The sequence below is a fragment of the Planctomycetota bacterium genome (assembly GCA_016872555.1).
Taxonomy (GTDB): Bacteria; Planctomycetota; Planctomycetia; order Pirellulales; family UBA1268; genus F1-20-MAGs016.
Map to the genome: position 1 here is coordinate 53,971 of VGZO01000022.1, position 14,044 is coordinate 68,014.

Annotated in this window: 13 protein-coding genes and 1 pseudogene; 2 read left to right on the plus strand and 12 right to left on the minus strand. The window is 73.8% G+C overall.

Features of this window, described 5'->3' with window-relative positions; all coding sequences use genetic code 11:
- The 5 genes and pseudogenes from FJ309_09345 to FJ309_09365 form a co-directional block, all read right to left on the minus strand.
- Positions 1–773, minus strand: a pseudogene (locus FJ309_09345) (SDR family oxidoreductase).
- Positions 774–815: 42 nt separating this feature from the next.
- On the minus strand, positions 816–1,400 hold the full coding sequence (locus FJ309_09350) for a hypothetical protein (protein ID MBM3954803.1): 585 nt from the start codon (positions 1,398–1,400) through the stop codon (positions 816–818).
- Positions 1,397–2,707 (minus strand): glycosyltransferase family 4 protein, encoded by a 1,311-nt coding sequence (locus FJ309_09355; GenBank protein MBM3954804.1) that lies wholly within the window; start codon positions 2,705–2,707, stop codon positions 1,397–1,399. The genes FJ309_09350 and FJ309_09355 overlap by 4 nt, the downstream gene beginning before the upstream one ends.
- A complete protein-coding gene (locus FJ309_09360; protein MBM3954805.1) occupies positions 2,704–3,732 on the minus strand; it encodes a glycosyltransferase family 4 protein in 1,029 nt (342 codons plus the stop codon). Before FJ309_09360 ends, FJ309_09355 begins: the two co-directional genes overlap by 4 nt.
- Positions 3,729–4,739, minus strand: coding sequence for a glycosyltransferase (locus FJ309_09365; protein ID MBM3954806.1), 1,011 nt, complete (start codon positions 4,737–4,739; stop codon positions 3,729–3,731). Before FJ309_09365 ends, FJ309_09360 begins: the two co-directional genes overlap by 4 nt.
- A gap of 275 nt (positions 4,740–5,014) precedes the next feature.
- Here FJ309_09365 and FJ309_09370 point away from each other — a divergent pair, with 275 nt between their 5' ends.
- Both FJ309_09370 and FJ309_09375 read left to right on the plus strand, forming a co-directional pair.
- Positions 5,015–6,244, plus strand: coding sequence for a glycosyltransferase family 4 protein (locus FJ309_09370; protein ID MBM3954807.1), 1,230 nt, complete (start codon positions 5,015–5,017; stop codon positions 6,242–6,244).
- A 147-nt stretch (positions 6,245–6,391) separates the two neighbouring features.
- Positions 6,392–6,850, plus strand: coding sequence for a TIGR03067 domain-containing protein (locus FJ309_09375; GenBank protein ID MBM3954808.1), 459 nt, complete (start codon positions 6,392–6,394; stop codon positions 6,848–6,850).
- Positions 6,851–6,862: 12 nt separating this feature from the next.
- Here the strand turns inward: FJ309_09375 and FJ309_09380 are convergent, their stop codons facing one another.
- From FJ309_09380 to FJ309_09410, 7 genes are all read right to left on the minus strand, one after another.
- Positions 6,863–8,023 carry a hypothetical protein gene (locus tag FJ309_09380; GenBank protein ID MBM3954809.1) on the minus strand — a complete coding sequence of 387 codons (1,161 nt, stop codon included), beginning with the start codon at positions 8,021–8,023 and terminating at the stop codon, positions 6,863–6,865.
- Positions 8,024–8,082: 59 nt separating this feature from the next.
- Complete coding sequence (locus tag FJ309_09385) at positions 8,083–8,400, minus strand: hypothetical protein (GenBank protein MBM3954810.1); 318 nt, start codon at positions 8,398–8,400, stop codon at positions 8,083–8,085.
- The gene (locus tag FJ309_09390; protein ID MBM3954811.1) at positions 8,337–8,843 is read right to left on the minus strand and encodes an ecotin; all 507 of its coding nucleotides are present in this window, start codon (positions 8,841–8,843) and stop codon (positions 8,337–8,339) included. The genes FJ309_09385 and FJ309_09390 overlap by 64 nt, the downstream gene beginning before the upstream one ends.
- A 36-nt stretch (positions 8,844–8,879) precedes the next feature.
- Positions 8,880–9,332 (minus strand): thiol-disulfide oxidoreductase DCC family protein, encoded by a 453-nt coding sequence (locus FJ309_09395; GenBank protein MBM3954812.1) that lies wholly within the window; start codon positions 9,330–9,332, stop codon positions 8,880–8,882.
- A 122-nt stretch (positions 9,333–9,454) separates the two neighbouring features.
- Positions 9,455–11,242, minus strand: a complete 1,788-nt coding sequence (locus tag FJ309_09400) for a HEAT repeat domain-containing protein (protein ID MBM3954813.1) — start codon at positions 11,240–11,242, stop codon at positions 9,455–9,457.
- A gap of 15 nt (positions 11,243–11,257) precedes the next feature.
- Positions 11,258–12,913 carry an ABC transporter gene (locus FJ309_09405; protein ID MBM3954814.1) on the minus strand — a complete coding sequence of 552 codons (1,656 nt, stop codon included), beginning with the start codon at positions 12,911–12,913 and terminating at the stop codon, positions 11,258–11,260.
- Positions 12,910–13,914, minus strand: a complete 1,005-nt coding sequence (locus FJ309_09410) for an ABC transporter ATP-binding protein (GenBank protein ID MBM3954815.1) — start codon at positions 13,912–13,914, stop codon at positions 12,910–12,912. The genes FJ309_09405 and FJ309_09410 overlap by 4 nt, the downstream gene beginning before the upstream one ends.
- Positions 13,915–14,044: the final 130 nt, after the last annotated feature.

The following is a 14,044-nucleotide window of genomic DNA, read 5'->3' on the forward strand; positions in this document are numbered from 1 at the left end:
TCACACCGCCGACAGGCCGCCGTCGAGGTGGAGGATCTGGCCGCAGATGAAGTCCGACGCGCCCGGGGCGAGAAACAGCGCCAGGTCGGCGACCTCGACCGGCTCGCCGAACCGGCGGACGGGGATCCGGGCCTTCATCGGGTCGCCCTTGCGCGGGTCGCCCCACACCTGCTGCCCCATCTCGGTGAGGATCACCGTCGGCGCCACCGCGTTGGCCTGGATGTTGAACCGGCCCCACTCCGCGGCCATCGCCCGGGTCAGCAGGTTGAGCCCACCCTTCGACGCGGCGTAGGCGCCGTGCCCCTCGGGCACGAGCACTCCGGCCATCGACGAGATGTTGATCACCTTCCCGCGGCGCTGGGCGATCATTCCCGGCGCCACGGTCTGGGCGAGGAGGAGCGGGGCGCGGAGATTGACCGCGAGCGTCTCCTCCCAGTGGTCGACCGTGATCGCGAGCAATTCGTCGACGTACACGATCCCGGCGTTGTTGACGAGGATGTCGACCGTGCCGAGGAGGTCGAGCGCCTGCCGGCCGACGGCACGCGGCCCGTCGACCGTGGCGAGGTCGGCTGCGATCGCGGTGCAGCGCCGCCCCATCGCCGCGACGGCTGCGCGGTCCGCTCGAGCCCGGCAGCGTCGCGGCCGGTGATCACCAGATCGGCACCGGCGTCGGCAAACACCGTGGCGATCTCGGCACCGAGCCCCTGCGAGGCCCCGGTGACGAGCGCCCGGCGGCCTGCCAGCGTGATCCGGTCGGTGTACTCGGGGCTCATGGCGGCTCCGGGGGCTGAGGGGAATTCATGACGGGCCAGCGGTCACGCCCCCCGGCCGGACCGGCTGCGGTCGAATCGGCGCAGCGCGTCGGCCCAGGCGGCGGCGGCACACGCCGCGACACTCCGGCCGAGGATGATCCGCTCGATCGCCACGCCGAGGCACCGGGAGTCGGTCAGGCCGGCGTCGGCCGGGACGAACGTGGGGCTCGTCAGCTCGAGCCGGATCTCGGTGGAGCGCACGCGCTGTCCCAGGTTGATCCGCACGGTCCGCCGCCCCCGGACGCGCGCCAGGTGGCGTGGCGGTCCGCCGTCGACCTTGACCTCGACAGATGCACCGTGCGGCGCGGTCGCGTGGACGACGATCCACACGTGGCGGAGCGTCACCGTCCGCGCGGCGCGGCAGACGACCGTGCCATGGCCGTCGGTCCAAGCAAACGGCACGCCGCCGTCGAGCTCGAGCGGATGAAAGCCGGCGAAGTCCCCCTCCACGGCCACACCCGCACCGCGGCCGAGCCCCTGGACGCAGGTGATCGGGATCGCCGGCTCGGCCGCACGCGCCGAGGGCGGCACCGGCAGGAGCATCCGGATCCGTTCGCTGGGCCGAAATGGCAGCACGCCGGTGGTCACGCTGCCCTCCTGGCGCCAAACAAGCCCGCGAGCACGCTGTCGATGCGCTCGGCGAAGGCGCCATCGGGCGCCACGCCCCAGCCCGCGAGCCGTTCGGTGATCCTGTCGACCGTGTGGAGCAGCCCGGCGGCATCGCGCACGGTGGTGCAGAAGTCGAGGAACCTCCGCGCGTAGGCCGCCGGCGCGTGATGCTCGAGGGCCCACGCCCTGGCCGCCGCACCGCGGGCCCGGGCGCCGTCGGGAGCCGCGAGAATCGCGTGCAACGCCCGCCGCAGATCGGTCACCTCGCGCCCCGGGGCGACCTTGGCGACCAGCGCCCCTGGAATCTCGGCGAAGCACCCGGTGTCGCTCACGATCACCGGCCGCCCCGACAGCATCCCTTCGATCACGCTCGCTGACGCCCCCTCGAGCGACGGCCGGCGCAGGCAGATGACGACGTCGGCGGCGGCCAGTTCGGCCGCGAGCGCCGCCGCATCGACAGGCCCCGTGACCGTGACGACGAGGCCCGCAGCGGCGCTGTGCGCCACGATCTCGGCGCGGACGGCATCCTCGATCGCACCGACGACGCGGTAGTCGCACCGCGCCGCCAGCACGGCGTCGCCGGCAAGCGCCGCCACCACGTCGCCGACCCGCTTGTTGGGATTGACGTTGCCGATCGTGAGCAGGCGCAGCGGCGTGGCGAGCCGCGGCGGCGGGAGGGTGAGCTGCGGGCCATCGTAGGCCAGCGGGATCGTCGTCAGCGGTGCGGCCACGCGCGGGGCCACGATCCCGGCCGCGTAGCGCGAGTGGGTGACGATTCCCAGTGCGTCGCGCAGAGCGAATCGGAGGACGGGATGGTCGGCCACCGCGTCGTACCACCAGGCCCGCGGAAGGGCCTCGCGGAGTGCCCGATACCGGCGCAGGGCACCGTCGCCACACTCGGCGCGGAGCACCGTCTCGTAGTCGGGCGCCGCCGCGCCCCCCGCGCTTGCCAGCCCGAGCAGCGCCCCGTGCAGCGAGACGTCGTGAAGGACCACGATCCCGGGGCGACGGCGGAGGCCGTCGAACGAATGGAAGTGGTTGCCATGGTGGTCGCCGATGTTGTGGACCACCAGATCGGCGGCCTCGGCACACGCCCCGCCATCGGCCGCCCAGCAGACCGGCCCCGGGGCCGGGTGCGCGCCGGCGCGGAGCAGGTCGGCCGTCGGGACTTCGCTGCGCACGACGACGACGTCAATCCCCTGACGGGCCAACTCGGCGACGACAAGCGCGCTATACCGCCCGACCGCGGACGGCAGTGCATAGGGGGTGTACCACGCGAGCTTCATGCCAGCAGCGTCTCGATCGTGTGGTGCCAGTCGATTCCCTGGGCGCGCCACAGCGCCCGCGACGCGCGCCCCTGGGCGATCGTCGTCGCCCGGTCGGTCCACAGGCGATCGAGCACGTCGGCGAGCGCCTCGGGATCGGCCGAGACGACATGCCCCGTCTCGCCGTCGCGCACCAGCCCGAGCACGCCGCCGGCGTCGGGGGCGCTGAGCAGCGCCTTGGCCGCCTCGCAGGCCTCCATCGCCACGTAGCCGAAGCTGTCTTCGTCGATCGGCAAGTAGGCGCACGCCAGGGCGCCCCTGACCAGCTCGGCGATCCGCGCGCGCGGCACGAACCCCAGCTCGAGCCGCACCCGATCGCCGAGGCGATGACGGGCGACGAGGTCCACGAGGCGTTCTCCGTCGGCCGGCGTGTCGGGCGGCCCGGCGACCACCAGCCGCAGGCCGCCGCGCACGTGCCGCATCGCCTCGACGAGGAGGTGCTGGCGCTTGGCGGCGTTGATCCGCCCCCCGGCGAAGAGGTAGTCGCCGTGCGGCCCTGGCTGGAACAGCTCCGGGTCGTTGAGCGGCGGGGGGAGGACGTCGGCGCGGCGGCCGTTGTGGCACGCGAGGCGGTCGCGCGTCACCGGGGAATTGCACAGCATCCGCCGGGCGCCGTCGAAGCAGGCTTCGTCGGCAGCCTTGATCGCCGCGCGCAGCCCCGTCGCCGCCGGATCGGCCGCGATTTCCGGCCCCCACAGGTCGTACACCTGGCGAAACTGGTGCAGCAGCCAGATCGTCTTGTCGGGGCAGGGGACGAGGTAGGCGGGAAACTTGAGCGCGATCACCCGGTCGGCCCGGGGCAGCGCGAGCAACCCGGAGGCGAGCATGGCGTCGTACACGCGCTCGAGCGGATGCCAGGCGAACGGCACGCGCAGGAGCGCCGCCTCGTGCCCCGCCGCCGTGAGCCGCTCGACGAGCGACTCCGCGAGCAGCTCGGCCCCGCCGCGGACGAACGGCGCGACCGTGTTGAGGACGACGACCCTCATGCCGCGAGGCGCCCCACGACGCCCTCCCAGCCGATCCCCAGTGCCCGGATCCGCGCCGGCCCGCGGGCCCCCAGGTCGGCAGCGAGCCGGCGATCACCGAGGAGGCGCTCGAGCGCTGCTGCCAGGGCCTTGGCCGTCGGTTCACAGACCAGTCCGTTGACGCCGTCGGCGACCAGCTCGGCGACGGCGCCGGAGTCGCGTGTCGTCAGCACGGCCTTGCCGGCATGGCCGGCGGCCAGGGCCGCGGCCGCGCACCCCGACGCCGTGAACGGCAGCGACACCACCGCCCGGCAGGAGCCCACCAGCGCGGCCTGCTCGTCGACGCCGATCGGCCGGTCGACGATCTCGACCCGGTCGCCGAGGCCGCGCTCGGCGGCAAGCCGGCGGAGCTGGCCGGGATACCCGCGCGACCGGCTTTTGCCGGCGATCACCAGCCGCGCGACAGTGCGGACATGGCCGAGCGCCTCGAGGAGCAGCGCATGGCGCTGGTCGGGCTCGAGCGGCGCGATGCACACCAGCTCGTCGCCGCACGGTCCGGCGCGGTAAGGGCTCGCGTCGGCGAGCGGCGGATGGAGGACCGTGCAAGCCACGCCATGCCGCCGCGCGAGCCGGGCGGCGATTTCCGCCGACGGGGCGTAGATCGCCCGCGCCTCGCGCAGCGACTCGCCATCGAGGCGGAGCTGCTCGTCGCGCCGCGCGAGCGCGTCGGGCGCGAGCCGGCCGTCGTCCTCGTCGTCGGCCGGCGGGTCGACGAGCCACACGATCTTGTGGCGGTGGCGGACGACATGCGCCGGCGGCCGCAGGGCGATGACGCGGTCGATCGAGTCGCCGAAGTCGAAAAACCGGTAGGCGACCATCTGGTCGAGCAGCCCCTCCGGCCCCGGGCAGGCCGGGAGGAGGATCGTCTCGACGTCGTGGCCATGGGCCACGAGCGTGCGGGCCAGCGCCCCGACGGTGTCGCTCGAGCCGGCAAACGGCTCGTGGCTCGAGACCAGTGCGAAGCGCATCCGTGCACGCTCTCCGGCGAGCCTTCCCTGGCCATGTTCCGCCGCCCCGACACCTATCGACGGCAGCGACGAAGCCCCGCGAGGAGACGGCCGGTCGAGCGGGTCGATCCGGTGCGGCAAGCTGGAGCGGCTGCCGGCCAGACTGTCGCGGCGACGGCAGCGCGGGGTGTCGATCGCGCCGGTCGTGGGGCCCGCGCCGGCGGCAGGGGTGCGCTGGCGCCACGACGGCGCCGAGGTCGATGTTTTTTCTGCGCGCGGGAGGTGTGGGGGATCGCATGGACATCGGGATCGTCTGCCAAAACGCCTCGACCGGAGGATGGCGCTACGCGGTCACGCTCGCCACCGCTCTGGCGCGCCTGTCAGACCGGCCGCGGGTCACCCTGTGGAGCCACGTCGAGCGCCTCCCCCCGGGCGCCGCCGACCGGCTGCGCGGTGCGGATGTCCGCCTCGCCGACCTCCCCGGGCGCCTGCCGCGCCCGCTGCGCCAGTCGCGCCGCCGTCGGCTGACGGGCTGGAGGCGGTTCGACGAGGCGCTGGTGGCCATGTGGCAGCGCTCGAAGCTCCGCCGCCGCGAGCGTTACGGCCGGCGGCTGGCGCGGGTCCTGGCCGGCCACGACGTCGTCCACTTCGCCTGGCCCTACGATCTCGATCCGCCGCCGGTCGCGGTGCCGATGTCGTTCATCCCCCACGACTTCATCTACGCCCACGAATTCGGTGTCACCACCTACGACCACGTGGACTGGACAACCACGCGCGCGAGCCACCGCCGCTGGCTGGACCGTGCCGCGCCGGTCGTGTCGTCCGACTTCGTCGCCGCCGAGCTGCGCGCCGTGTTCTCCGACCACCGTGGCGCGGTCGACGTGATCCCGCTGTCGAGCCTGCTGCCGGCCTCGGTCGTGGCGACACCTCCGGCGGCGCTGGCGGCCCGGTGGGGGCTGCCGGCCGACTACGTGCTCTGCCCCAACAACCTCATGCCCCACAAGAACCTCGGGGCGCTGGTGTCGGCGCTCTGGCACCTGCGTCGCGCCGGGACCCCGCTCAAGCTCGTCGTCTGCGGCCCCGACACCGCCGGGGTCCGCGCCGTGGTGCGCTCGCCACTGTATGCCGACCGCGTCGACGCGCCGGGTGAGTGGGACGTGCTCGGCCTGGGCATGGTCGGCGACGACGACCTGGCGGGGCTGCTCGCCGGGGCCCTCGTCGTCGTCAACCCGTCGCTGTGCGAGGCGGGGAGCGGCTCGGCGCTCGATGCCTGGAGCTGCGGCAGCGCCGTGGCGCTGGCCGACATTCCCGCGTTTCGCGATCAGGTACGCGCGCTCGGCACGCGCGCGGAGTGGTTCGACCCGCGCGATCCCCGCGACATCGCCCGGATGATCACCGGCGCCGCGGAGGAGCGCGACCGGCTCGCCGCCGACGGCGCCGCCTCGCGCGCAACGCTCGCCCGCTACGGCTGGGACGAAGTTGCCCGGCGCTACATGGCCGTCTTCACGAGGCTCGTCGCGGCGTGAACGGTCACCGCGGCCTCCCCCCCGCGATGGGCGGCTTGCCCGCCGCCGCCGGAGCTGTCCACGCCTTCGCTCTCGCGGCGGCGGTTCGGGCGCGGTAGCGTCGCGGTATCCGTCCTGCACCAGCCGTGTCATCCGAGGAGGTTCGTCATGCTCCGTCGCTCCTGGCTTGCCGTCGTGATCGTCGTACCGGCAGTGGTCTCCCTCGCTGCCGACAAGGACGAGGCGATCGCCCGCGACCATGCCCTGATCGCGGGGCGCTGGCGCGTGGTGTCGATGGTCGTCAACGGCAGCGCCGTGGCCGACGAAGACGCGCGGCGGATCGTCGTCGTCAACGGCCGGCAGGGGGAGTGGGAGGTGCTCGTCGACGGCAACCGCGCGGTCCGCGGCACGAGCGAGATCGATCCCACCACGTCACCCCGCGAGATCGACGCCGAGGTCACCGAAGGGGACGGCGCGGGACGGAAGATGCTCGGGATCTACGAAACCTCCGAGAAGACGCGCCGCGTCTGCTACGCCGGTGCCGACCGCTCGCGCCCCGGCGAATTCACGTCCGAGCCGGGAAGCGAGCGGACGCTCGTCGTCTTCGAGCGCCTCCCGGAAGACTGACCGGCGCCGCCGTCAGGCCGTCGCGCCGAGCAGCGTTCGGGTCGTGACCAGCTCACGGCTGATCCCGGCGACGATCCCGTCGGCACCGGAGCCGGGGAGCACCGGCCAGGTGTAGGTTTCGACCTCGAGATCCGGCCGGTCGGGCAGCCGGCCGATGGCGTCGAGCGCCCGGACCAGCTCGCCGCGCGTCGTGCCCAGGCTGCCGATCCGCTCGGCGTCGACGGGGACGTGGAAATGCACCCGCCAGGCCGCCGCGGTCAGCCATTCGTCCGGCGGCGCGAGGGCATGGTCGGCGGTGAGGTCGCGGAGGGCGAGGAGCCGGCCGTCGGGCAAGCGCGCGAACGTCTGGTGGAGGTAACGCGGCTCGGCGTAGCGGGCGAGGGCCGCACGCGCGTCGGCGTCGAACGGGCAATCGAGCTCGAGCGCCGAGCTGATCTGGACCTTGGCGATCGTGACGCCGGCCGCCGTCAGCCGGCCGATCGCGTCGGCGGCATCCTCGAACTCCACCGCCTGGTGGCAGACGTCGTAGCACAGCCCGACATGCCGCCGCACCTCCTCCTCGGCGCCGGCCGCCGCCGCCGCGCGCCACAGCCGCGCGAAGAAGCCGAGGGCCTCGGCCGTCGTCTCGAGCAGGCACAACGGCTCCGGTTCGAGCGCCAGCCGGAGCGTGCGGCCGCTGTCGGCCCGGATGCGGGCAAACGCCCGGGCGACGTCGATCAACTGGCCGATCGCGGCCGCCTCGAAGCCAAGGGCGTGGGCGTGGCCTTTGAATCCGAGCGGCAACGAGGAGATGCTGCCGCTGGCCCCCTCGGGAAGCAGCGCCGTCAGCAGCCGGCCGCAGCCGAGCGTGTAGTCGCGCCGCGCCGGAACAGACCAATCGGGGAGATAGACGCCGTCCTTGACGCGGGCGCCATGGAAATCGCCGTAGGGGAAGGCATTGAGCGTGTGGCAGACCAGGCCGCGGTCGGCCAGCGCCGCGGCGAGCCCGGCCGCGGCGGCGGGGCGCGCGAGCTGCTCGGCCAGGGCCTGGGCCGGAAGCCAGAGCCCGACGCCGATCGCGAAGCCGCACCGCTCGTGGATCGGCACCGCGAACGTGTCGAGCATCGCCGGCACGTCGTCGGCCGACAGGCAGGGGTGGACGTTGGTGCAATAGTGGAGCGGGGCGGGCGGCATCCGGCCGATCATACGGCCCCCGCGCACGCGCCGCGGACCGGCCGCCGGCGGCGCGGCCGTCAGGCCGGCCGGTGGAGGCGATAGGTCGTGTAGCCGCCGCCGAGGTTGGCGGCAGCGAATCCCGCCTGGAGGAGGATCCGCGTCGCCAGGTAGCCGCGCTGGCCGACCTGGCAGTAGGCGAGGATCCGCCGGCCGGCGCCGCCGCCGATGCCCCACCAGCCACTCCACCGACGATCACGATCCGCATCGGCCCAGCCTCCACGATGAGAACTCGATCCGAAGAAGGCACGGCGAACAGCGACAGCAACCGCGCTCAGCGGGTCGGCGCCGAGAGCACCTCGGGAGCCGCCCGCCACAGCCGCCAGCGCACCTCGCACCCCGTGGGCACCATCACCACCAGCGGCAGGCGGCTGTTGTAGGGCACGAGGCGCGTCGGCCCGGGCACGAACCGCGGCTTGGTCTCGCCCGTGCCGGCGATCCGGGTCGACGCCGGCTGCGCCAGGTCGCCGTCGACCTTGTAGTAGGAAAAACCCCAGCCGGGGATGTCGACCTCGTCGAGCTCGCCGCCGAAGCGGTGGATGTTGACCCCGTCGGTCGGCACCGTCCGGCCGACGACCAGCTCGACGCGGAAGTCGTCGTCGATGCCGCGCTCCTTGTGGGGGAGGAGGATCACCTTCCGCTCCATCCCCTCGGGCGCCGCCGGGTAGGCCTTCTCGAGGTTGTCGAGCGCCCCGGGGTCGATGGCGGCGTCATCGGCGAGGCTGCCGACGGCCGCCAGGGCGGTCACGAGGGCGAGCAGCGAAACGCGAACCGGTCGCATGGAGAAGCTCCGCGGGGGAACGGTTCCCCGGGGAGCTCAGGCGAGAAACCGCTCCCGCTGGCTGGCGTCGGGGATCCGGCAGGCATCGAGCCGGCCGAACCAACGATACCGGTTCCGGGCGACGAACCGGTAGACCGCATCGCGCAGAAACACCGGCACCAACCGGAACGCCGACAGCAGCGGCCAGGCACCGTCGAGCCGGCGGGCGATCGCCAGAGCCGCACTCGACCTGGTCAGCGCCCGCCCCCCCTCGATGTAGACCATCGAGCCGGGGGTGGCTTCGACGGGCAGGCCGTGCGCGGCGAGCAGGTGCCGGCCGACGGGCGACTCGAGCGGTGCAAACCGGAGAAACCGGCGCGAGTCGCGGGCGATGAGAAACTGGACGGTCGCGTCACACAACCCGCAGGTGCCGTCAAACAGCACCACGCCGCCACGATCCGTCGCGGCGACGGGAAGCACGGGCGCGACGTCGGGAGCGGTGACCGTCATCGTCCGGGCCTCCGCAGACAGGATCGATCGCGATCCGTCGCTATTGTAGTCGGCGTTGGAAAACGTCCGATCGTGCGCGTTGTGCTGCGGGTGCGGGGGAGGGGGGCGGCACCGGGACCGGCTCAGGGCGGCTCGAGAAACCAGCCGCGAATGCCGGTCGTGATCGTGGGAATCTCGGGGTAGGGCTTGCCGGTGAGCCGCTCGACCGCCCAGGCCGACGCCCGCCCGCTCGGGACGCCGATCCCGTCGGCGTCGACGAACTGCTCGAGCGTCCGCAGCTGGGATCGGGCCCCCATCCGCCCGAGGGCAACGGCACTCTGGGTGCGGACGGCGGGCATCTCCGGCGGCAGCGACGTGGTGTCTGCCAGCCGTTCGGCGAGCTGCTCGGCCAGTTCCTCGTCGGGGTTGTCGGCATGGATCCAGCCCAGCGCCCAGATCGCCGCCGCGCGGGCGCGCGTGTCGAGCTGGGACTTCGGCACGAAACGGCGGAGCAGCGTGTCGGCCGGCGCGTAGCGGGTCATGCCGAACAGCTCGAAGAGCTGCGTTGCCTGGGCGCCGGTGACCTCGGTCGGCTGCTTGGCCGGATCGACGCGCGGCGCCAGCGCCTCGGCATAGGTGAGGATCCGCGGCAGCATCTCGGGGATCGCCAGCGCCTTGAGCCCCCAGGCCGCGGCGATCGCGACCTCGGGGCGGGAATGATCGAGGAGGGCCAGCAGCCGGTCGCCCGACGGCTCGTGGTCGAGGTGGCCGAGGAGCAGCGCCGCCTGCTCGAGCCCGCGCCAGTCGTCGCCACCGAGCACCTCACTGCCGGCGGCGATGACCGGCCCGTGCAGCTCCGGCCGGGTGGCGAAGTCGGCCAGCGTCCCGGCGACGAACCGGCGCACCGGCGGGTTGCGGTCGGAGAGCAGGTGCTTCACGCGCTCGACGGCGTCGGCATCGGCAGGGCGGACGGCGAGCCGCGCGGCCAGCAGGCGGAGAGCGGCATCGGGCCCGGCCAGCGACCGCCGCGCGATCGCCAGCGCGGCCCCGGCGTCGAGCGCGTCGAGCCGCTCGAGCGCCTCGGCCGCGACGGTCGGCTCGGTATCCTCCGCCAAGCGCGTGACCAGCGCCAGCGCCGCGGCGTCGGCGTGCCGCGCCAGAAGCCGGACCGCCGCAAGACGGCCGAGCAGGTCGGGGGGCGTGCGCGGATCGGCCCGCGGGCCCCCAGGGCGAGCCGGGCTCGCGGCAAGCCGTTCGGCCAGTGGCACGAGCCCCGCGTCGCGGATCCTCCCCAGTGCCCGGGCCGCCGCCAGCCGCTGCTCCGGGCGGGCATCGGCGTCGAGCAGCAGGCGCTCGAGCGGCTCCGCAGCCGCCTCGGCACCCGTGCGCCCGAGCCCGTCGACGGCCAGCGCCACCAGCGCCGGCGGCGTGTCGGCGGCGGAGAGACGGTCGAGCCACGGCTGCGTGGCCACGGTCGAACCCCACCGCGCCAGCGCCGGCTCGACGATCGCGGCAGCGACGACGCCGTCGCGCGCGGCCGCCTTCGCGAGCACGTCGGCCGCGCCGCGGGCATCGAGGGCCACGAGCGCGCCGGCGGCGGCGCGGCGGACCAGCGGGTCGGGATCATCGGCGACGATCGCCGACAACGGCGCGACGAGCTCGTCGAGGCCTGTCATGCCGCGCCCCGCCGCCAGACCGATCGTGTCGCAGGCCAGGCGCCGCGGCTCGGCATCTTGGCGGGCGAGGGCCTGGCGCCACAGCGGGACGACGCTCTTCGAGAACCGGAGCTGCGACGGCGGGGCCGGCAGGTCGGGGTCGCGCCATTCGACCTCGTCGATCGCGAGGTCGACGGCCCGGGCCAGGCAAGGGCCGGCCAGCGCCAGCGCGAGGCCAACGAGGGCACGCGACGAGGGGCCGAAGAAACGTGGCATCGGTACGGTTCCCGTTCACTCCGGCTGGAGAAGCCGCCTGATCCGCAGGGCGAACACGGCAAGCCCCGCCAGCGTCACCGTCCCCGCCACCCACCAGGCACCTGGCGTGAGGTCGTAGCCGGTGAAGCCGGGCATGCGGATCGCCGCCAGCGCCGCGGCCAGCGGCGTGGCCTTGAGCGCGGTCTCGACGAACGCATGGCCGAACGGATCGTCGCGGAAGGCCCAGATGCCCATCGGCACGAGGTAGATCACCAGCAGCACCAGCGACACCGTGACCGTCGCCGCGGTGGTGCTCGAGAAAAAGCTCCCGACCGCCGCCGACACCGCGATCGACATCGCCACCGCAAGCAGCACGCTGACCAGCGCCAGCGTCACTTGGCTGGCCATCGTCGGCTTGATCGTGATCATCATCAGGTAGCCCGGCAGCGTCGCGGCGAGGACCAGCAGCACGGTCCACAGCACGCTCCCGAGCTTGCCGAGGGCGATCCGCACGCCCGACAGCGTGGTCATCCGCAGCAGGTTCCAGCCGCCCCATTCGCGCTCGGCGGCGACCAGCCCCGACGCCAGGCTCGGCGTGATCACCACCACCAGCGCCACTTGCAGCAGCACGAGCAGGCCGCCGATCGTCTCCACACCCCAGGCGACCGTGCCGGAGGTGGCGGCGAGCGTGAGCAGCAGCGACACCACCGCGCAGCCGGCCGCGAGCCGCAGCAGCCAGTGGAGGCGGCCGAACTTCCGCGTCCGGAATTCCTTGACCAGCACCGGATTGAGCCACGACGGGATCCCGGCGCTGCGCCGCTGCGGATCGACGAGGTAGAACAGCCGCCGCGCCGAGCGCACCGCCAGCGATTGGTCGTCGGTGATCTTCCCGGCGTCGCGGGCCCGGTCGAAGATCCGGTGGTCGAACCGGGCCAGCGTCGCGGCCACGAGCCCCGCCAGCAGTAGGCCCCCGGCGGCGAAAAACGGCGGCAGTGCCGAGCCGCGTTCGGCGAGCCCCGGCGCCCCGCCGGCGGTGGTGCCGGTGATCTCGAGGACCGGCGGCAGGGGCGACAGCCGCCGCAGCCAGTCGGCCACCAGCGCCGCCGGCCCGGGCTGCCCCTGGGTGAGGAACCGCGGCCCGAGCGTGACGAACACCAGCGCGAACACCGCCGCAAACGTCACGCGGATCGCCGCGTCGGTGCCGCCGGTGCGGCTGCTGACGAGCAACCCGATCGCCACGCACTGCGCCGCGACGAGGAACAGCACCGCATACAGCATCGCCACCTGCCGCCACGGGTCGACGCCGCCGAGCGCCAGGCAGCCGGCCGCGGCCGGCAGACTGGCGGCGAGGACGATCGCCACGAAGGCCAGGATCGCGAGGAACTTGCCGGCGTAGATCGCCCACGGATGGATCGGCGAGTTGAACAGCAGCATCAGCGTGCCGCGGAGCCGCTCGCGGACGATCGACGGCGCGGCGAACGCCGGCGCCAGCAGCAGCACGCAGGCCAACAGCCCCCAGGCAAACAGCGCCAGCACGCCGCGCGACGTCGTGCCGGAGAGGTCGGCCACGCCGTCGGCCGGCCAGCGGACGAGGACCACCGCGACGCACGCCAGCGCCACGGCCACCAGGCCGGCGGCGGCCCGCGGGGAACGGAGGATCGCGAGCAACTCGCGGCCGAGGACGGTCGTCATGCGGCGCCTCCACTGGCGGCGGTGACCGACAGGAAGGCGTCTTCCAGGTCCTTGGGCACCTCGCGGAATTGCGCGATCGGCAGCCGGGCGGCGACCAGCGCCCCGAGCAACCGCGCCAGGTCGCCATCGTCGCCGGCGGTGTCGAAGCGGACCATCGCCTCGGCCGGGTGGACGCCGACGGCACCGCGCTCCCCCTCCGGCAGCCCGTCGCGGATCACGCCGGCCGCCGCCTCGACATGGCCGGAATCGCACAGCTGGACCTCGACGGTCCGGCTCTGGCGGATCTCGCGCATGATCCGGTCGAGGCCGCCGAACGCCCGCAGCTTCCCCTGCGTGATCATCGCCACCACGTCGCAGATCCGCGCCAGCTCCGGGAGGATGTGGCTGGTGACGATCAGCGTCTTGCCCATCCCCGCCAGGCGCAGCAGCAGCTCGCGCATCTCGATCCGCGCCTGCGGGTCGAGGCCGTTGGCCGGCTCGTCGAGGATCAGCACCTCGGGGTCGTGGAGCAGCGTCCGGGCGACGCCGATCCGCTGCCGCATCCCGTGGCTGAGCGACTCGACGAACCGGTCCTTGAGCGGCGTCGCGCCGGTCGTCTCCAGGACCTCGTCGACGCGCTGCCGGCGAGCCCGCGCCGGGATCCCGAACGCGGCACCGAAAAAGTCGAGGTACTCGCGGACGCGCATCGCGTCGTAGCCGCCGAACGTGTCGGGCATGTAGCCGACGAGGCGCTTGATCCGCCGCGCCTCGGTGACGCAATCGGCCCCGGCGATCCGGGCGCTGCCGGAGGTGGGGCGCATGATCCCGACGAGGATCTTGATCGTCGTCGTCTTGCCGGCGCCGTTGGGGCCGATGAAGCCGAGGATCTGGCCGCGGTCGAGCGACAGCGACAGCCCGTCGAGCGCCGTGAACCCGCCGAACCGCTTGGTCAGGTCGCGGATCTCGACGACGGGGCGGTCGGAGCGGGTGGCGGTGGCCTGGGCAGGGGAGGGTGCGGGCATGGTGGGCTTCCGGGCCGGGCCCTCAATCGGCGGTGCCGTCGAGGGTGAGGTGGACATGGTCGATCTGCCAGGTTTCGGTGAGCTCGACGTCGGCGTCGTTTTTCGCGCCGTCACGGCGCGATTCGCCGAT

Excerpts from the sequence above, each read along its gene's own strand:
- FJ309_09365 (MBM3954806.1), bottom strand. The coding sequence starts at position 4,739 with ATGCGCTTCGCACTGGTCTCGAGCCACGAGCCGTTTGCCGGCTCGAGC.
- FJ309_09400 (MBM3954813.1), bottom strand. The coding sequence starts at position 11,242 with ATGCCACGTTTCTTCGGCCCCTCGTCGCGTGCCCTCGTTGGCCTCGCG.
- FJ309_09370 (MBM3954807.1), top strand. The coding sequence starts at position 5,015 with ATGGACATCGGGATCGTCTGCCAAAACGCCTCGACCGGAGGATGGCGC.
- FJ309_09380 (MBM3954809.1), bottom strand. The coding sequence starts at position 8,023 with ATGCCGCCCGCCCCGCTCCACTATTGCACCAACGTCCACCCCTGCCTG.
- FJ309_09360 (MBM3954805.1), bottom strand. The coding sequence starts at position 3,732 with ATGAGGGTCGTCGTCCTCAACACGGTCGCGCCGTTCGTCCGCGGCGGG.
- FJ309_09395 (MBM3954812.1), bottom strand. The coding sequence starts at position 9,332 with ATGACGGTCACCGCTCCCGACGTCGCGCCCGTGCTTCCCGTCGCCGCG.
- FJ309_09355 (MBM3954804.1), bottom strand. The coding sequence starts at position 2,707 with ATGAAGCTCGCGTGGTACACCCCCTATGCACTGCCGTCCGCGGTCGGG.
- FJ309_09410 (MBM3954815.1), bottom strand. The coding sequence starts at position 13,914 with ATGCCCGCACCCTCCCCTGCCCAGGCCACCGCCACCCGCTCCGACCGC.
- FJ309_09390 (MBM3954811.1), bottom strand. The coding sequence starts at position 8,843 with ATGCGACCGGTTCGCGTTTCGCTGCTCGCCCTCGTGACCGCCCTGGCG.
- FJ309_09375 (MBM3954808.1), top strand. The coding sequence starts at position 6,392 with ATGCTCCGTCGCTCCTGGCTTGCCGTCGTGATCGTCGTACCGGCAGTG.
- FJ309_09405 (MBM3954814.1), bottom strand. The coding sequence starts at position 12,913 with ATGACGACCGTCCTCGGCCGCGAGTTGCTCGCGATCCTCCGTTCCCCG.